At 70.3% G+C, this 17,557-nt stretch carries 19 protein-coding genes and 1 pseudogene; 4 read left to right on the forward strand and 16 right to left on the reverse strand.

From position 1 onward, the window contains the following. Nucleotides 1-377: transposase (locus tag AC07EG_RS16430; protein WP_478253940.1), on the forward strand; the 377-nt coding region annotated here is incomplete at its 5' end. A 543-nt stretch (nucleotides 378-920) separates the two neighbouring features. On the opposite strand, the gene cqsA is transcribed toward AC07EG_RS16430, so the two are convergent. The 11 genes from cqsA to AC07EG_RS16485 all read right to left on the reverse strand — a co-directional run bounded on the left by cqsA (nucleotide 921) and on the right by AC07EG_RS16485 (nucleotide 8,146). Continuing rightward, complete coding sequence (gene cqsA / locus AC07EG_RS16435; protein ID WP_478253941.1) at nucleotides 921-2,123, reverse strand: alpha-hydroxyketone-type quorum-sensing autoinducer synthase; 1,203 nt, start codon at nucleotides 2,121-2,123, stop codon at nucleotides 921-923. A gap of 604 nt (nucleotides 2,124-2,727) precedes the next feature. Beyond that, nucleotides 2,728-3,060: a hypothetical protein gene (locus AC07EG_RS16440; RefSeq protein ID WP_478253942.1), complete on the reverse strand. Its 333-nt coding sequence runs from the start codon at nucleotides 3,058-3,060 to the stop codon at nucleotides 2,728-2,730. 252 nt (nucleotides 3,061-3,312) lie between these two features. Continuing rightward, nucleotides 3,313-3,948 carry a hypothetical protein gene (locus tag AC07EG_RS16445; protein ID WP_478253943.1) on the reverse strand — a complete coding sequence of 212 codons (636 nt, stop codon included), beginning with the start codon at nucleotides 3,946-3,948 and terminating at the stop codon, nucleotides 3,313-3,315. 369 nt (nucleotides 3,949-4,317) lie between these two features. Beyond that, a complete protein-coding gene (locus AC07EG_RS16450) occupies nucleotides 4,318-4,518 on the reverse strand; it encodes a hypothetical protein (RefSeq protein ID WP_478253944.1) in 201 nt (66 codons plus the stop codon). A 161-nt stretch (nucleotides 4,519-4,679) separates the two neighbouring features. Continuing rightward, nucleotides 4,680-5,138, reverse strand: a complete 459-nt coding sequence (locus tag AC07EG_RS16455) for a BTAD domain-containing putative transcriptional regulator (protein WP_478253945.1) — start codon at nucleotides 5,136-5,138, stop codon at nucleotides 4,680-4,682. Beyond that, a complete protein-coding gene (locus AC07EG_RS16460; protein ID WP_478253946.1) occupies nucleotides 5,096-5,344 on the reverse strand; it encodes a hypothetical protein in 249 nt (82 codons plus the stop codon). The genes AC07EG_RS16455 and AC07EG_RS16460 overlap by 43 nt, the downstream gene beginning before the upstream one ends. 424 nt (nucleotides 5,345-5,768) lie before the next feature. Beyond that, nucleotides 5,769-6,254: a hypothetical protein gene (locus AC07EG_RS16465; protein ID WP_478253947.1), complete on the reverse strand. Its 486-nt coding sequence runs from the start codon at nucleotides 6,252-6,254 to the stop codon at nucleotides 5,769-5,771. 116 nt (nucleotides 6,255-6,370) lie between these two features. Next, nucleotides 6,371-6,730 carry a hypothetical protein gene (locus AC07EG_RS16470; protein WP_478253948.1) on the reverse strand — a complete coding sequence of 120 codons (360 nt, stop codon included), beginning with the start codon at nucleotides 6,728-6,730 and terminating at the stop codon, nucleotides 6,371-6,373. Then, a complete protein-coding gene (locus AC07EG_RS16475) occupies nucleotides 6,730-7,035 on the reverse strand; it encodes a DUF6355 family natural product biosynthesis protein (protein ID WP_478253949.1) in 306 nt (101 codons plus the stop codon). Before AC07EG_RS16475 ends, AC07EG_RS16470 begins: the two co-directional genes overlap by 1 nt. 11 nt (nucleotides 7,036-7,046) lie before the next feature. Continuing rightward, nucleotides 7,047-7,493, reverse strand: coding sequence for a hypothetical protein (locus AC07EG_RS16480; protein ID WP_478253950.1), 447 nt, complete (start codon nucleotides 7,491-7,493; stop codon nucleotides 7,047-7,049). Between the two features lie 179 nt (nucleotides 7,494-7,672). Further along, entirely contained in the window at nucleotides 7,673-8,146 is a 474-nt protein-coding gene (locus tag AC07EG_RS16485; protein WP_478254352.1) for a DinB family protein, read from the reverse strand. Nucleotides 8,147-8,869: 723 nt separating this feature from the next. Here AC07EG_RS16485 and AC07EG_RS16490 point away from each other — a divergent pair. Further along, on the forward strand, nucleotides 8,870-9,529 hold the full coding sequence (locus AC07EG_RS16490; protein WP_478253951.1) for a lytic polysaccharide monooxygenase auxiliary activity family 9 protein: 660 nt from the start codon (nucleotides 8,870-8,872) through the stop codon (nucleotides 9,527-9,529). A gap of 276 nt (nucleotides 9,530-9,805) precedes the next feature. On the opposite strand, the gene AC07EG_RS16495 is transcribed toward AC07EG_RS16490, so the two are convergent. Next, the gene (locus AC07EG_RS16495) at nucleotides 9,806-10,792 is read right to left on the reverse strand and encodes a DsbA family protein (RefSeq protein ID WP_478253952.1); all 987 of its coding nucleotides are present in this window, start codon (nucleotides 10,790-10,792) and stop codon (nucleotides 9,806-9,808) included. Nucleotides 10,793-10,882: 90 nt separating this feature from the next. Between AC07EG_RS16495 and AC07EG_RS16500 the strand changes: the two are divergent. Further along, nucleotides 10,883-12,288, forward strand: a pseudogene (locus AC07EG_RS16500) (MmyB family transcriptional regulator). On the opposite strand, the gene AC07EG_RS16505 reads toward AC07EG_RS16500, so the two are convergent. From AC07EG_RS16505 to AC07EG_RS16520, 4 genes are all read right to left on the reverse strand, one after another. After that, nucleotides 12,289-13,236: a LysR family transcriptional regulator gene (locus AC07EG_RS16505; RefSeq protein ID WP_478253953.1), complete on the reverse strand. Its 948-nt coding sequence runs from the start codon at nucleotides 13,234-13,236 to the stop codon at nucleotides 12,289-12,291. It abuts the pseudogene before it with no gap. A 46-nt stretch (nucleotides 13,237-13,282) separates the two neighbouring features. Beyond that, nucleotides 13,283-13,594, reverse strand: a complete 312-nt coding sequence (locus AC07EG_RS16510; protein ID WP_478253954.1) for a hypothetical protein — start codon at nucleotides 13,592-13,594, stop codon at nucleotides 13,283-13,285. Nucleotides 13,595-13,728: 134 nt separating this feature from the next. Then, a complete protein-coding gene (locus AC07EG_RS16515; RefSeq protein WP_478253955.1) occupies nucleotides 13,729-15,057 on the reverse strand; it encodes an MFS transporter in 1,329 nt (442 codons plus the stop codon). 515 nt (nucleotides 15,058-15,572) lie between these two features. After that, nucleotides 15,573-16,307, reverse strand: coding sequence for a helix-turn-helix transcriptional regulator (locus AC07EG_RS16520; RefSeq protein WP_478253956.1), 735 nt, complete (start codon nucleotides 16,305-16,307; stop codon nucleotides 15,573-15,575). A 54-nt stretch (nucleotides 16,308-16,361) separates the two neighbouring features. Between AC07EG_RS16520 and AC07EG_RS16525 the strand changes: the two genes are divergently transcribed. Then, nucleotides 16,362-17,513 carry an MFS transporter gene (locus tag AC07EG_RS16525; RefSeq protein ID WP_478253957.1) on the forward strand — a complete coding sequence of 384 codons (1,152 nt, stop codon included), beginning with the start codon at nucleotides 16,362-16,364 and terminating at the stop codon, nucleotides 17,511-17,513. The last annotated feature ends 44 nt before the right edge of the window (nucleotides 17,514-17,557 follow it).

Consider the following 17,557-nt stretch of genomic DNA (forward strand, 5'->3'; position numbering starts at 1 on the left):
CGGTCCTGCTCACCGGCGGCAACCGCAACGACGTCATCGGCCTGGAGCCGCTGCTGGACGCGGTGCCCAACGTGCGCGGCCGAGGTGGGCGTCCGCGTCGACGCCCGAAGACCCTGTACGCCGATCGCGGCTACGACCACGACAAGTACCGTCGACGCCTGCACGCCAGGGGCATCGCCTCTCGGATCGCGCGCCGCGGTGAACTTCACGGCTCCGGCCTGGGCACCGTCCGCTGGGTCGTGGAGCGCACGATCGCCTGGTACCACGGCATGAAACGCCTGCGCATCCGCTGGGAGCGCCGCGACGACATCCACGAAGCCTTCCTCGGCTTGGCCACCTGCATCATCTGCTGGCGACACGTCGCACGAATTTGTTAGGAACTCTTAGCTCCACAGTTTCCAAGATCGTCCGACTTGCCTTTGTGTGCAGGTCAGGCGATTTTTTTTGTCGCAGTGAAGCTTCGTTCTTGGCGCGGCGTCCTTCAGTTATCCCACTGTGTCGCCCAATCGGGTAAACATCCGTGATGTCTTACGGAGTCCCTGCTGTGAGGCTGACGGTCAGCTAACTCGAACTCGGGAGGCCGTGCGGCGCTGGGGCGTGTGAAAGCCTTCCGCCTGGCCGTTGATGTGGACAAGTGTCGACCGCTGTCGTCCTGTCCGAGCCTCTCGGGCTTCCCGCGGCTCGCAAGTGCCCTCGGCGGGCGTGCCAAAGGATGGGAACAGGGCTGGCCGGCGACTTCACGCGGCAGCTTGGTCGTGGAGTCATCATTCGACCTGTCTGCGCCCGAGTAGCGGCCTGGGTGACGGGCCGTTGGGACCCGTCACCCAGGCCGGGCGTTCCGTCTCCGAGTCGAGTGGCCGTAGCACTTCCTCAATCGGACCTGGAGTTGCTCCCGGTGTTGCGGGTGCTCACCGGCGGAGTCAGGAGGTGGGTGAGCGGCGTGCGGTGATGAGGGGGCGGACGGCTTCGCTGGCGTGGAGGATGCGGTCCAGGTCCTGGTCGGTGAGGTCGCAGTGAAGGGAGAGCCGTAGCGCGGTGCGGTTGCGCGGGGTGGCGGGGGGACAGAAGACGGAGCCGAACACGTCGTGGTCTTCCATGGCGTCGCGTACGCGGATGACGGTTTCGTCCGGGCCGGTGGGCAGCGACATGATGTGGGCGCCCGAACCTCGAAGGTCGTACCCGAGGCCGGTGAGACCTTCTCGCAGGACGGTGGCGACTTCGCGCAGGCGGGTACGGCGCCATTCGTCGTGGCGGACGACATCCAGGGTGGCGGCGATCTGCACCAGGTCGGAGGGCACCAGGGTGGAGGCGAACACGGCCGGGTAGGAGGTCATCTTGAAGTACTCGACGAAGTCCTCGTCCGGGCAGGTGATGTAACCGGCCCGTTTGGCGAACGCCTTCGACAGGCTCGTCGTGCGGAAGTGCACCCGCGCCGTCAGCCCCGCCTGCGCGACCATGCCCGCACCCCCGGGTCCGTGGGTGCCCAGCGAGTGCGCCTCGTCGACGACCAGGACGCAGCCGGTCTCCTCGGCGACATCGCACAGTGCGGCCAGTGGCGCGAGGCTGCCACACACGCTGTACATCGAGTCGACCGCGATCACTCCGGGCCCGTGCTCCTCGATGCGCCGCAGCAGGTGAGCGGTGTCGTTGTGCCGGAAGGGCCGTGCCGTGGCGCCGGCCGCTTTGGCCCCCGCCCACAGCGACATGTGGGCCAGCATGTCCACGTACACCGGCACCTCAGGTCCGGCCAGGGTCTGCAACAGCCCCACGTTGGCGTCGTACCCGGACTGGGTGAACACGCCCGCCTCCGAGCCGAGGTAGCGGGCGAACTCCCGCTCCAGCACGGTCTGCGGGTGCTCCTCGTGCAGCAGCACCGCCGAGGCCAGCCTCGCTCCCCGCATCGCGTCGAGAGACTCCACCACGGCGTCCACGATGCGTTTGTCGCCGGCCAGACGCAGGTAATCGTTGCTGTCGACCACCGTGGAGCCCGGACTGGGCAGGCGCCGGCCCCGCAGGATGTGACGGCCATGCCACCGGCCCCGGATCCCCGCCGCGTGAAAAGCCTCCACGCGATCCTGGACGAACGAAGGGAGCAGGGAGCCGGCGGCAGAAGAATCGGTCATGTCGTGCAATGTAGGGCCCGCAGCTCAGCGCCACGGCCTTGCTGCACAGGCACGTTCGGGTGATCCGCAGCGGCTGTGTGCGGGCGCGGCACACGCTTTTCAGCAAGGTGCCTGGTCCTGAACCGCCGTGGTGTTCCCTGACAACCGCATCCAGCCGCCCGGCCGGTCACCTTGCGGTTCGGGCAGCTGAAGAGGTGTCCGTGGTTCCGGCGCCGACCGCTACCAACCGGCTGACGTGGCAGGTTCGGCGGCTCCAGCCGATCACCTGCCCACGCCAGCGCTTGGCCTGGAAGCAGCCATTTCGGGCCGGTTTCGTCTCCCGGGCAGGCACGCCTGCGCAGGAGCTGCCGCAGCGGTGCCGTCGCCTGGCCGGACCAACTGTTGCAGCAGGAGCGCCATGCTCGTGTTCGCGCTTTGCTGCTGCCGGTCCTGCTCGTGCTCATCCAGTTCGGACTGGATGACCATGAAGGACTACCGCGAGGAGACCCACGGCGAGATCTGCCAGGACTACGGGGCCGGACATCGCGCACGGGAAGATCAGCGGTGGTGGTGCGTGAAGTCCGCCAGCGCCCGCTACGAGCAGCCGCAGACGCCTGGCGGCCGATCAGCGCACGGGCTGGGTGATACAGCTCCTGAGGGCTTCCGCAGAGGCCAGAATGTCCGTCTGGGGCACGGATGCCACGCACTGCGTCGTGGTGGCGATCTCTTCCGCGGTGGAGCTGGGAACACCGGCGCACACGGCCTGGATTTCCAGGTGCGCCAGCGATCCGCCCACCTGCTGTGCGCATCGGGCGAGCTGGTCGACCAAGCTCTGTTCCTCGGCTTGAGCGGCGACCGGTGCGGCGGCACCCAACACAGCGGCCAACATGACCGCACCAATAGCCGTTCGACGCATCATCAATCGCCTAACTCTCTTCGCGAACCGGTGGATGGTCACAGGCTGCCACATCCCGATTCCGAGGAGTGGTGGGAGGCCACCCGTCGACGCCGCCCCACTGATCGAGGCGACGTCCCGGATCCTGGTCGGCGAGCGCCACGAATGCGGCTTTACTCCCTCGGGGCGAAGAATTCCAAAGCGATGCCATCGGGCTCCGTGGCGTTGAGGTGGTGTCCCCATTGGTCTTCCACGATTCCGGAGTTCGGCACGGCCAGCTGGTCCAGCCCGGGAAAGCCAGGCTTTCCCGGCTTTTCACGTGAATGCCGAGATGGTCGAGCCCGACACGGGAAGGCCGGAACCGATCGGCCGGTGAACAAGGTGGGTGCTCAGCCGCCGGCCACGAAGCGCCCCGTCCGGAGCGAAGGCGCTTCCGCGGTCGGCGATAGTTCGGCCACCCAGGTCTGCCGATTGCGGCACGGGGGCGCTGGTGTGACGTCGTCGGGCCGGTCTACCCGCCATGGCCACCTGGTGGGCTGGCGCCGGGTCTCGGACGATCGCGATCGGCTGAACCGGCCGATCGAGGCGACCAAGTTGACGAAGAGGTTGAACAACACGGCGAGCAGGCCGACGACGCTGACCAGGCAACGCGGCGATGCCGCCAGCCCGCGGTGGAACGGGCGTGGAGGTAGGCGGCGGCAAGGTGCAGCGCGCTGGCGTACCGGGGACGAGGAACACACCGCTGGCCATGATCGCGGCGGCGACGTGGACGACGATCCAATACGGCTGCAGCGGGACGACTTCGGCGTAGAGCAGCTTGCCCGCGACGAACAGCAGAAGCACGGTGGCCAGTAGCACGAAGACCGCGGTGCGGCGGACGTGGTGTTCGGCCACGACGTAGAGCCAAGCGATGCTCGTGATGAAGCCGGCAGCGGAGACGTATCCGAGCATGTTGCCCCACGGCACCCGCGCGCTCGCGATGCCGCGGAGCGGTGCTGGGGGCGCTGGGGCTGGCCGAGACGGAAGAGTTGATCGCCCCTGCGCTGTTGGTTGAGTCGCCGGCCACCGAGGCGACGCGCTTCGCAAGCCATCCCGGCGGGTACCACGCAGGGCGGTGGCGGCAGGCTCCCGGCCCGTCTGTTGTCCAGCGCGTCCGGCGGCGTCGAATAGGACCACGTCTCCGGCTCACAGCGGTACCGGTCAACAGCGCAGCAGCACCGCGACCCCTTTGCGGGACCGCGGTGCTGGAATGGGACGAGGGCATCAGGTCACATGTCGCGGTTGCGCATCGCGGCACCTCCCCTTCTGTTCATTGTGTATCTAGTACACCAGAATGGTTTGCGACTGGGTGCGGCATTCAGCACTGGTTGAATGCTCAAGGTCCGCTCGGAGGCGTCCCATCGCGTCACGGTATTCACGGGTGAGACCAGAGGGCCAGTCGGTGTGGGTGAGCTGATCGATCGAGCCGACCTGGACGAGGTCGCGGAGCTCGTCGGTGATCGCTTCACGCAGCGCCTGCACGCAGTCCCCGGCATTCGCGGTCTCGTAGGGGCGTACGGCGTTGTTGATACCGGCCCGTAGCGAGGCTCCACGTGGCGGCTGAGGGTGAGGGTGTTGTGACGGTGATCCAGCTGGGGTCACCCCCTCTCGCAGGGCCGCTGTGGCGTTCGGTTCCGGAGCGGTCAGAGCCTGCTCCGGCAGCGGTGAGAAACGAGCTGTTCCATGACCGGGCGGCAGCGCCGGGCGGTCAGCAGGCGCTGCCGCGCCACACGGTCTCCGGGCGGAGCGGACCGGACGGGGTGTGACCACGCAGGTCCGCGTACAACTGGCCGCCGGGGAACAGGTGCAGGTTCTGGTGGGCGCAGCGCAGCGCGAGCCAGGTCTTCCCGACGCCGCCCATGCCGACCACCGCCACCAGCACGTGCGCTCCGGCGTTCTGAGCAGCCTTGTCCGACTCCACCAAGTCGGCTTCGCGGCCGATGAACAGCGATGGTGACGGGGGATCTGCCGCCAGGATGCGCTGGTGCGGTTCCCGCAGGAGGGGGTCGGGCCGACCCCAGTTCCGTGACCAGCAGGTGCCGCGTTCGCCGGTAGTGCGTCAGCGCGCCGGACTGCTGGTCGCCGCGGTACAACGCGAGCATGAGCTGAGCGACGGCGCGCTCGTCCAGCGGCCGGTGCTCGGAACGCGCCAGGCCAGCTCGGGGAGCAGTTCCCGGTGCCTGTCGCAGTCCAGCGCCTCCCCGGCCAGCGCCAGCGCGTGCCGCGGCTCCGGCTGGTCCCTGCCCAGGGCGCTCAAGTGGTGGAAGCGGGGCACGTCCACGCGGTCGACCAGCCTGTCCACCGGCACCACGCGGTTGTCGCCACTTGCTGCACCCCTATTGGACACCGGGTGTGGGGGAGTGGTCCAACGTTGGAGCCGACCTCGAGCTGCTGCTCGACCGGCCGGAGCGGGACTTTGTCGGCGGAGAGGGCACCGGGGAAACAGCGGAGGTCGACCGGGGGACGCGGCGTCGCATCGCGCGGCTGATCCTGCGCAAGCTGCGCGCCGATACCGACGATCCGCGGTGGTCCAGTTCCGTGCTCGAAGACGCGGTGGATGCGACGCCGGCGATGCCGGGTGCTGACCCACCCCACCCCACCCCGCCGACGGCGTACCTGGCGGCCCGCCCCCTGCCGGTCGAGCACGCTCCCCGGCGGCCCTGTCGTCCACGGAGGGCTCACCGTTCCACACCGAGACGACCACGCTGTACGAGGACGACTGAACTTCTGCGTCAAGCCGGTGAAATCCGCAGCACGGCCGAACTGCCCACCACCGCGACGACCCGCACGACCGCCTTGTTGAAGGTGACCGTCGCGCCGGGGCGCGCTGCCACGAGACTGCCCGGTGTTCCGGCCCTGAGCCGGTTGGTGCAAGCGTCGACCGGATCGCAACCGGAGGAGAAGTCCGTGCCGGTCGTCTCGAACGCCAGGCTCACGGAGCTGTCGTCGATCGACTCCACGGACAGCGTGGCTCCGGCGGCTTCGGGGAGGCGGATCGGCCCGGTGGCGGAGACCCGCACTTCGCAGGTGCCGTCCGTGCACGCGGCCAGCTCGGTTCCATCGGCAGCCGAGGGCAGCACGGCCGGGGGTGAAGTGCTGGGCGCTGTGGTGGACGTGACGGGCGGAGGTTCAGGCGGCGGCGGTTGCTCCTGCTCCGGCGCGCACCCTGCCATCACGAGTAGGGCGACTCCGCCCAACAGCGGCACCAATCGTGTCATGGGTACACGGAACCACGGGTCGCCGGGACCGCTCCCGGACGAGTTCGCGCCGAAGCCCGTGGAACGCTGCGCTGACGCGAGAACGTCGTGCGCACCACGGGCTCGGGCACCCCGCATCAGTAGATGTTCACCTTGGTGACGGTGGTGTTCGCGTCGAAGCCACCGCACTGCCACTTGCCGAAGTAGACCGTGCCCCGCGCGATGTCGGGGCGGGTGTACTCGATGAAACCGGCGTTGTTGTGGCTGCACCAGTACGCCGAGTTCCCGATCCACACCCCGGCCGAGCCGCGGTTGGCGAAGCAGGTGATGCGGGCGCCGTCGTTCCGGACGTACAGGTAGCCGTTGCTGCTCGCCGTGTCGTAGTCGCAGATGAACACGTTGGTCAGCACGTGCGGTTCTTCGGCGGCGGTCGCCACCCCCGTCGAAAGGGCGAACGCCGTGGCGGCCACCGCCGCCACCTTCCCCAGTGCGCCCATCAGCAGAGCCTTCCCGCGTAATAGGCGTATTGCACGTTGTTGGTGAAACCGAGCCGGGTCGTGCCGGGGCCGACGCACATTTCGTCCGGCACGAAAATGTTGCCCCGCAGCTTGATGACCACCCAGGTGCTCGAGTCGCAGTGCGTGTAGTAGGCGTTGATGCCGAGGACGTCGGTGTCGTAACCGCAATCCAGGGCCATGGTGCCCGGCGCTTCTTCGGCGGTTGCGGTCACCGCGCCGCCGAGGCCAGCGGCCGCCGTCAGTGCCAGTACCGCCGCTCCGCGGCGCAATACCCTTGCGAACATGGTGTCCCCTCTCAGCGGCTGATGGTCACGCAGGCGAACCCGCTGCTGTGCCAGGTGTTGTCCGCTTTCATGTCGGAGCAGACCTGCGAACCGTCCCGCATGTTCGCGTTCAGGCTGAAGGTGACCCAGGTGCGCATGACGCCGCACTGGCTCTTGCCGTTGCGGTGCCACTGCTGGCCGTTGTCGTAGTAGCCCCAGACGTGGAACTCCCTGTCACAGACCGGCCACGGCTTCCCGTGCGGGTGAGCCGCGGTGACGTCGGTGACGAAGAGCCCACTGCCGTTGACGTTGACGCACACCGGGCCCCACTGCGGGAAGTTGCAGTGGTCCGCGCCGGTCACACCGACCTCGCCCGACGGCGCCGGAGCCGTCTGCGTGGCGGAGGCGGGGTTCATCACCAGCAAGGACAACAGGAATGCGGCGGCGACGACCAGTACGGTCCGAAACTGTCTTTTCACGGTTCCTCCTGTGTAGTTTTGCGAGCAATCGGATCTCACCCCACGCCGTCACGATTGGTGAAGACCATTCACCGCGGCTTGAAGGGCGGACGGGCCGCTCGAGCGGCGCTCCGGTGTCGGCGAAGGCCACGGGCAGGGCAGTCGTGGGCCTGTGCTCGTGCAGGTTCCGCTGGAACGGGTCACCTGGACGCGCTGTCCGCCCCTGCGCCGCCTCGAGCCCGCGTAGGAGCGGTCAGTTGTTCGCGCAGGATGTCGCCGTGGCCGGCGTGCCGGGCGAATTCCTGGATCATCGCGAGCAGGGTCCAGCGCAGGCTGACGGTGCCTTCACGGGGGTTGTCCTTGGTGTCGTCCAGGTCGAAGCGGGCGGCGATCTCCCGTGACCGCCGGCTGGCGCGTTCGAACTCGGCGATCACGTCGGCCACCGTTTCGTCGTCGGCGACGGAGAAGGTGCCTTCGTCCCGGTTCGAACAACCGTCGCATTCGGACTCGTCCAGGCCGGCCCAGAAACGCTGGAACCAAATGCGTTCGGCCGCGGCGGCGTGCTTGAGCAACGAGATCGGGGTGGTCAGCGAAGCGACGAGCCGTCGCCGGGCTTCGGTTTCGGAGAGACCGCGGACGGTTTCGATCAGGGCTTCGCGGTTGTGGTCGAGCATGTCCTCGATGACCACTCGCTCGACGCCGTTGGTGTGCAAGGGTTTCTCCGTTCATTTCGGGCGTGCGGAAGTACCCCGCGCGGAGGGGGTGACCAGAAAGGGAAATCGCCAGAGAAGGCGTAGAAGTGGTCATCCTAGGGCGCCGCCGAGGACGGGGTCAACCTCACTCGGAGGGGGAACCGGCGGCGAGCCCGATTGAGCGGGCCGGGGCCCGGGTGGAGGCGGTGGTGCCGGTCGACCCAGTGGTCCACTTCGCCGAGGTCGATCGCCTGGAAGAGGCTGTTCCGGACGGGGCCCGCTTTTTGCCTCGCCGCCGGGCAGGTTGGGGCCGGGGTAGCGGGAGCGGTCGAGGCGACTGGTCGAACAGGGCGGAGTCGGGCTTGGCCCCGCCGTTGCTGACGAATCGCGCCGAGCCGGACCTGAGCACGAACGACTTGCGGTCGGCGTGGCCGGAGATGAAACCACCGCGTCCAGGCCCCGGACGGCCACCGGGTCGGCCGCTCGCCGCTGCTCCGGAACGACGGCCGGGGTGGGCTTGGCCAGCAGTCGGCCGACGATCCACGCCGTGCACACAGCGACGTCCCGGCCGCCACCCCGGCACGCCTGCCCGTTCCTTGGTTACCCATTGCCTCATTGCGGTTCGAGTGGGTGACGTCTACACTCAGGCCGTCTGGGAGCGCTCCCAAATCGATCACTGCTCGTCCCGAGAACGGAGGACCACCCATGCGTATGCGCAGCACCTTCCGGTCCGTGGTCAACCGGCGGAGCCTGCTCGCGCTGGTCGTCGCCACGCTGTTCAGCACGTTCGTCTGGATCCCGACGGCGTCGGCACACGGCACCATCGTGGGTCCGCGCACGCGTGCCTACCAGTGCTGGCAGGACTGGGGCAGCCAGCACACCAATCCCGCCATGCAGCAGCAGGACCCCACCTGCTACCAGGCCTACCAGGCCAACGCCGACACCATGTGGAACTGGATGAGCGCGCTGCGGGACGGGCTCGGCGGCAACTTCCAGGGCTCGACCCCCGACGGCCAGCTCTGCAGCAACGCCCTGTCGCGCAACAACGCGCTGAACAACCCCGGGCCGTGGCGGGCCACCAACATCGGCAGCAACTTCACCATGCACCTGTACGACCAGGCCAGCCACGGTGCCGACTACTTCCGGGTCTACGTCAGCAAGCAGGGCTTCGACCCCACCACCCAGCGCCTCGGCTGGGGCAACCTCGACTTCATCACGCAGACCGGTAAGTTCGCGCCGGCCAAGGACATCAAGTTCAACGTCCAGACCTCCGGCTACACCGGACGCCACGTCATCTTCACCATCTGGCAGGCGTCCCACCTGGACCAGGCCTACATGTGGTGCAGCGACGTGAACTTCAGCTGAGGTGAAGCGGCCCGGTGCTCCGGCACCGGGCCGTTTCCTTTTCCGCAGAGAGGTATCCGAGCTACCGCCGGCCCCCGAATCGGACCCGCTGCTGACCGACGCGAGAGGGCATCGCGTTACGGGACTGGAAGACCCGCGCCCTCGTCGACTGGGCGGCGGGGCGTTCCTTCGCCCGGGGCGACGGCGAAATCACCACGGCGGCACGCCCTGCTCCACCGGGTCGATCCCCGGCGAGGTCTCACCATCGACGACTACGCCGCGCTCGAAGCGTGGCTCTCATCGGCCTAGGGCCTCCCGTAGCACTTCGACGCTGGTGGCGCCGGTGATCACTTCGCCGTTGCCGAAGACGAAGTGCGGGACGGTGGTGACACCGGCTCGTCGTGCTGCGGCGGCCTGGCCGACCACGTCGGTGCGGCCCTCGTCGGAGGCGAGGAAGGCACGCACCCGGTCGCCGGGCATACCGACTCGTTCGGCCAGGTGGACGAGTGACGTGTGGTCGGCGATGTTCACGCCGTCGCGGAAATAGGCGTCGAAGAGAAGAGTCGCCAACGCGGATTGCACCGCGGCACCGCGTTCCCGGAGGGCGGGCCACCGCAGTCGGTGCGCGGTCAGGGTGTTGACGGCGATCGCCCGGTCGAAGCGGTACTCGAGTCCTTCGGCAGCACCGAGTTGCGTCATCCCGCCGAGCATCGTTCCGGCCTGGGCCGCACCGAACACTTCGACGACGGCGTCCATCGCCGGTCTGGGTTCGGAGGGCGCGCCGGGGAGCAGCTGGTACGGGCGGTGGACCAGGTCGACCGGCAGACCGGCTGCCGCGCGGTGGAACTGGTGCGTGCCGAGGCGGCACCACGGGCAGGCGAGGACCTCGTCCAGCACGGCGGCCAGCGCGCTTTCCCGGCGTTCACCGGGAGCGACGACCCCGGCGGGGGAATCGGTGAAGTCGAAGTCGTGGTACGAGCTGATCGCGACCTGGGCGTGCACGTCGGCGATCTTGCTCTCCCCCGTGGTCCGCCGCAGTTGTTCGGCGGCGCGGGTGCCGCCGAACAGCCCGTAGCTGACGATTCCGGCGGCCTTGTCGTTCCGTTCCGCGTACAGGTAGTCGATGGCGTTCTTCAGCGCCGCGGGAACGGCGCTGTTGCATTCCGGGGTGACGAAGGCAAAACCGCCGAACCCGCCGGCTTCGGCGACCCACCCGCCCACGTCCGCCACACGGCGTCCCGGCCGGGTGCTGCCCAGGATGATCCCGATTCGGAGCAAGCTCATACCGGTGAGCGTTCCGCGGCCGAGGGAACCGGGCCAGGCTCCGGTTTTCCTGCCTCGGCAGGGCACCTTCGCGTCATGCAATCGAAGTCCATGAGCGAGACGGAGCTGGGCGCGTTCCTGCGGGCGCACCGGGAAGCGGTGCCGCCCGCCGCGGTCGGGCTGCCGAACGGCCGGCGGCGCCGCACGCCCGGGCTCCGCCGCGCGGAACTGGCCACGCTCGCCGGGGTCAGCGTCGACTACCTCACCCGGCTGGAGCAGGGGCGCGACCGCAGCCCGTCCACCCAGGTGCTCACCGCGCTCGCGGAGGCGCTCGGCCTGTCCCACGAGGAACGCGTCCACCTCCACCGGCTGGCGAAGACCACCAGCGGCGGCATGTGCGAAGGGGCGCTCGCCGCGATACGGGCCCAGACGGTGCGCCCGGCCGTGCGGGCGCTGCTGGACCGGCTGGAGCCCGCGCCCGCGCTGGTGGTCAACCGGCCCGGCGACCTGCTGGCGTGGACGGCCGGGTTCGCGCGGCTCGCCGGTCCGACCGGGTGGACCCCGAGCCGCCGAACCCGATCCGGTACGCGTTCACCGATCCGCGGGCCCGCGACGCCCATCCGGACTGGGCCGTGGTCGCCGACGAGCGGGCCGCGGCACTGCGGGCCGAGGCCGCGCTCGGTGATCCGCACGCGACACTGCTCGCCGAGGAATTGACGGCCGTCGACGGCTTCCGCGACCGGTTCGCGGGCTCGGCCGCGCTGCCCGCACGCACCGGTGTCGAGCGGTGGGCACACCCAGAAGCAGGGGAATTGCGGCTGGCGTTCGAAAGCCTGGTGCTGCCCGACCCCGACGAGCAGCGGCTGGTGGTCTACCTCGCCGCCGACGAGGCCACGGCCGCCGCCCTGGACCGCCTGGTCGCGATTCCCAGCGCCTGGCCGGGGCGAGGTCGAATCGGGGGCCTGCCGTTCGTGGTCTCTGCAGAGGACACAGCGCAGAGAGGACGAACCATGGCCGAGGAGAACGTGCGTGCCACCCGGACCTTCACCGCGCCCGTCGAGCGGGTGTTCGCGGTGCTGGCGGATCCGACCACCCACGCCGCGATCGACGGCACCGGCTGGGTGCGGGCGGCGGCCGACCGGGTGCCGTTGACCGGGGTGGGGCAGCTGTTTCGGATGGAAATGCACCACGACGGCCACCCGGACGGGGACTACCGGGTGGTCAACCGGGTCGAGGTGCTGGAGCCGCCGCGGGCGATCGGGTGGCTCACCGGGTACGAGAAGGACGACGGTTCACTGGAGTTCGGCGGCTGGCTGTGGCGGTACGACCTGGTGCCGCTCGGCCCGTCGGAAACCGGGGTCACGCTGACCTACGACTGGTCGGGGGTGTCGTCGGGGCCGCGGGAGTACCTCCAGTTCCCGCCGTTCGGGCCCGACCACCTGAGCAACTCACTGGACCACCTGGCCGAGCTGGCCACCGCAACCCGGCCGGAGCAGGGAAGCCGTGGTTTCCGGTGATCAGGTGTTCGGGGCGCTCCGCAGGCAGGCCCAGGACGGCAGCCAGGCGGGTTCGGGGACCGGGGCCAGGCCCGCCAGGTGGCCGACGATGCCGCGAAGGCCGGGGTGCGCCCCTTTTTCCGGCAGCAGCAAGGAAAGCGGATAGGCGAGCGTCGGGTTCGTGATGGGGATGCGGCGCAGGTCGTGGGTGGCGGGCCACAGGTAGCGGTCGCGGGAGCCGACGAGGGTGGCCAGGTCGGCGGACTCGGCGAGGGCGTCGAAGAGGACCTCGTTGCCGAAGTTCGGGCCCGCCGCGTCGATGCGGAGGTCGAAGGTGGTGGCGAGTTCGTCGTAGAACTCCGACCATTCGCTGCGCGGGGTGATGCCCGGCACCCAGATGCGCCGCCCGCGCAGCTGGAGCGGGGTCAGCACGCGTGCCCCGGCGAGCGGGTGCCGGGGGCCGACGAGCAGTTCCAGCGGGGAGTGGAAGGCGGGGATCATCCGCACGCCCCGCGGCAGGGCGGCCGGGTCGGTGACGGTGCGGAACGAGGCGTCGACCTCACCCGACTGGACGGCGGTGGCCGCCACCCGGGGGTCGTCGGCCCGCAGGGTGACCACGTCGAGCTGGGTCCCCGGGCGGGACCGCCAGTAGTCGTGCAGCACCACGGCCTGGGCGCTGCGCAGGCCGAGCACGTCGATCCGCAGGGCCCGCGAACCCGGCCGGAGCGCGGTGGCGGCGCGGTCGACCCCGGCGACGATGCCGCGGGCGTGGGGGAGGAACGCCTGTCCGTCGAGGGTCAGTTCGACGCCTCGGGTGGTCCTGGCGAACAGGCGGACCCCCAGTTCCCGTTCCAGCGCGGCGATCCGCTTGGACACCGCCTGCTGCGTCACGCCCAGTTCGTCGGCCGCGTGCTGGAACTGCCCCAGCTCGGCCGCCCGGACGAACGATCGCACCGCCTCGGTATCCACCGGCCCAGCCTAAGCGGGCCCAACCGGTGGTTGTGGCGCACGCGGCTCAGTTGTCCTGGACGCTGCTGTCGCTGGTCAGCGTGCTGGTGCAGCTGTCCGGGGTCTGGCCGTCGGCGTCGTTCTCGCCCGGGCTCAGCACCGGCACGTCGATGCCCTGCGCGATGTCCTCCACCGGGACCTGGACGATCAGCACGTTGATGTTCTGGTCGCAGAACCCGACGACCCCGTTGACGTCGTGCAGCGCGTCCACGTCGTTGGCGTTGACCAGGCCGTCGTTGCCGTCGGCGGCGGCGACACCACCGAACACGGCGAAGCCGGCGGCCACGGTCCCGGCGACGGCTCCGATTCTCTTCAGCACGAAATACTCCTCGATGGACAGAAGGTGGGCGCCGGAAGGTAACGGGGAAGACCGAGGCGGAGCGAGCGCTGTCCGCCCATCGATACCGCGGGTGGCCCGGAAATTGACTCGATCGGCTGGTCTTGGCGTGTGGCTCACCCGGCCTCCGGTTCCGTCGTCGCCGGGGAACGGCCGATGACCACGGCACCGGCGACCAGCCCGGCGGTGGCGAGCACCGCGGCGATGAGGAACGGGTCGCCGGCGTGCACGGCGGGGGCGAACCCGATGCCCGCGTAGACCGCGACGCCACCGGCCCCGCCGAGCTGGTCGGCTGCCCGCTGGACCCCGGAGGCGATCCCGGCGTCTTCGCCGGTGGTTCCGCTGACCGCGAGGTACTGCAAGCCGACCAGGCCGAAGCCCATCCCGGCGGCGATCAGCAGCATCGCGGGCAGCAGCCACGCCGCTCCGGCCCCCAGTGCCGCCACGAGCGCGATCACCGTCATCGCGCCCGCGGTGGAGCCGAGACCGGTCAGCACGCACGCGCGAGCTCCCCAGCTGCCCAGCAGCCGGGGCACCAGCACCGAGGCCGCGATCAACGCGGCAGCCAGCGGGAGCATCAGCAGCCCGGCTCCCAGCGGGCCGATCCCGAGGCGGTCCTGCAGGTAGAAGGTGAACAGCAGGAACGAGGTCGACAGCGCCCCGCTGAGCAGCACCGTCGTCAGGTTCGCCCGCACCCGCGAGCGGTGGGCGAAGAAGGCCGGTGGCACCAGTGGGTTCGGGGACCGCGACTCGACCCGCACGAAGCCGGCGGCGGCCAGCACCGCGCCGGTCAGCGCCACCGGGCTCACCCACGGACTCGTGCCCGCCTCGACCGCGGCGCAGGCGAACAGCAGCGGGCACGCGGTCAGCAGGAGCGCGCCGGGCAGGTCCAGCCGGGCCCGCCCACGGGGAACGGGACGGTCGGCTTCGACCAGCACGAGTGCGGCCACGACCACGACCAGGGTGAACGGCACCGAGAGCAGGAAGATCCACCGCCAGCCCAGCTGGGCGGTGACCACCCCGCCGAGGGCGAAACCGAGCACCAGCCCGCAGCTGGCGACCGCGGCCCACGTGCTCAGGGCACGCGACCGGCGTGGCCCCTCGGGGAACAGCAGCACGATGGTGGCCATCGCCGAGGGCAGCGCGATGGCCTCGCCCGCGCCCTGGACGAGGCGCGCGACCACCAGGACGGCGAACGCGGGGGCCAGCCCCGCCAGCAGTGACGCCGCGCCGAACAGGGTGGTGCCGATCAGCAGCGTGCGGCGGCGGCCCAGCAGGTCACCGAGGCGGCCGCCGAGCATCAGCAGCCCGCCGCCGGTGATGGTGTAGCCGACGACCACCCAGGTCAGCGCGTGACCGTCGGCGCCGAAGTCCGCGCCGATGGAGGGCAGCGCGATGTTGACCACGGTCACGTCGACCGCGATGAAGAACTGCAGCATCGACATCGCGCACAGCACGAGCCACGCGCGCGTCGGGGACGGGCTTCGCCCGTGGGAAGAAAGCATCGAGTGCTCCGTCGCTCAGGAGAGTTCCCGGGCAGCACGAAGTGCCGCTCCGGACTGGTCACGAAGCGGCCGGACGAGCCAGGTGGGTGGTGCTGGAGGCCGGACGTCCCGCCGCTAGCGGGAGGTCCTGGTCACCGCCGCGCAGGCGGCCGAGCACGATGCGCCGGACATGCCGAGCAGCCTAGCGCCTGTCCGCGAGCCGCGTCGCGAACCGGCCTCGGCCTGCCCGCCCCACGACCCGCTCGTCCTGTGTGGACAGCGGTCCTGTCGAAGCGGGTGGTGCGGGCGCGGAGCTGGTTGATCCGGTTGACCGGCCTGGACGAGTGATGGGCAAGCCGGGGCGGTAGCTGGAGACGGGGCTGACCGTCGCCATCTGGCACAACCCCGCCACCGGCCAACCCCATCACCCGATCCCTGACCGCCTACGACCACCAACCCAGTTGCGCATCACTCGCCTAGCGGTGGTGGGTGCCCGGTGTGTGGCCGAAGGCGCGGCGGAAGACGTCGATGAAGGCGCTGGTGGACGACCAGCCGCAGGTGTGCGCCACGGTGGTCACCGGTGTGCGGCCGGCCAGCAGCACGAGGGCGTGGTAGAGCCGCAGCTGGGTGCGCCACTGCGGGAAGGTCATGCCGAGATCGGCCCGGAACAGCCGGGTCAGCGTGCGGTCGCTCGCGCCGACCTGGGCGCCGAGGGTGGCCAGGGTGCGGTTGTCGGCGGGGTCGGCGTGCAGGATCGCGCAGAGCGCCCGGAGCCGCGGATCGGTCGGGGTGGGCAGGTGCACGGGCTGCTGCGGGGCCACCCGCAACTGGTCCAGCAGCACGGCCCGCAGGCGCTCGCGTTCCGGCGAGCGCGGGGCACCGGTGTAGGCGAGGATCAGCTCGCGGAGCAGCGGCGCGACGGTCAGCACGCTCGGTTCGGCCAGGCCGAGCGGGTTGTCCGCGGCGGGCAGGCCCAGCAGGTGCAGTTCGAGTTCGCCGTGTGCGTGGTGGGCGTGCACGGTTCCGGCGGGCACCCAGATGGCCCGGGTGGCCGGGGCGATCCACGAACCCCGGTCGGTGGTGATGGCCAGCACGCCGCGGGCGGCGTAGACGATCTGGTGGTCGTCGTGCCGGTGGGCGTCGATGCCGGTGCCCGCGGTCAGCGTCTGGGACCGGGTGGGCGCCCGCGGAAAGTGGCGGATTTCCGTCATCAACCGGCAGTTTATCGGAAGCGCGACACCGCGGCGGGCGGCGAGCATGGCCGGGTGCGGAACAAGTCGATCATCCTGCTCTCGGTCGGGCACGCCTGCGTGGACGTCTACCAGGGCGCGGTGGCCTCGCTCATCCCGTTCTTCGTCGCCGAACGCGCTTACGGCTACGCCGCGGCTTCGGGCATCGTGCTCGCGGCTTCCCTGCTGTCCTCGGTGGCGCAGCCGTTGTTCGGCGCGCTGACCGACCGGTGGGCCATGCCGTGGCTGCTGCCGGTGAGCACGGTCGTCGGCGGACTGGGCATCGCGCTCAGCGGCCTCAGCGGTTCCTACGCGCTGACGCTGGCGTTCGTGGCGGTTTCCGGCATCGGTGTCGCGGCCTACCACCCCGAATCCGCCCGGGTCGCCCGAGTCGTCAGCCGGGGCAGCCACACCGCGATGGGCTGGTTCTCCCTCGGCGGCAACCTCGGTTTCGCCGCCGCGCCGGTGCTCGTCGCCGTGGTCGTGGTCGCCGGCGGGCTGCGCTGGTCACCCCTGCTCGTCGTGCCCGCGCTCGTCGGGAGCGTGTTGTGCCTGCCCGTCCTGCACGCGCTCGCCGAGTCCGCCCGCGCCACCACCGCCACCAAGGCGGTTTCCCGTGGCCGCGACGACACGAGGTCGTTCCTGAGGTTGTCCGCGGCCGTGGTGTGCCGGTCCATCGTGTTCGTCGGGCTCAGCGCGTTCATCTCGCTCTACGCCCAGCAACGCGTCGGCGGCGGGACCACGGCGGGCACCGTCGCGCTCTTCGTGCTCTACCTCGGCGGTGCCGTCGGCACCGTGCTCGGCAGCAGGCTGGCCGACCGGTGGGACCGGATCACCGTCGTGCGCTGGTCGTACCTGCTCGCCGTGGGCGCGGTGGCCGGGGTGGTGCTGGTCCCCGGACCGGCTCTGTACCTGTTCGTCGCGCTGGCGTCGGCCGGGTTGTACCTGCCGTTCTCGCTGCAGATCACGCTCGCGCAGGACTACCTGCCGACGCGGGTGGGCACCGCCAGCGGGGTCACGCTGGGGCTGACGGTCAGCATCGGCGGCATCGCCAGCCCGCTCATCGGCACCGTCGCCGACCACACCTCCCTGCAGACGGCCCTGCTGCCGCTGGTGGCGCTGCCCGCGCTGGCCTGGCTCATCGTGCGCGCCCTGCCGGAACCGGCGATCGACGGCCGGTTCGGCTGAGCACCGGCGTTCGTCGAGTGGCGGGTTTTCGGCGGTGGAACTTA

The organism is Amycolatopsis sp. NPDC045836 (genome assembly GCF_056431745.1).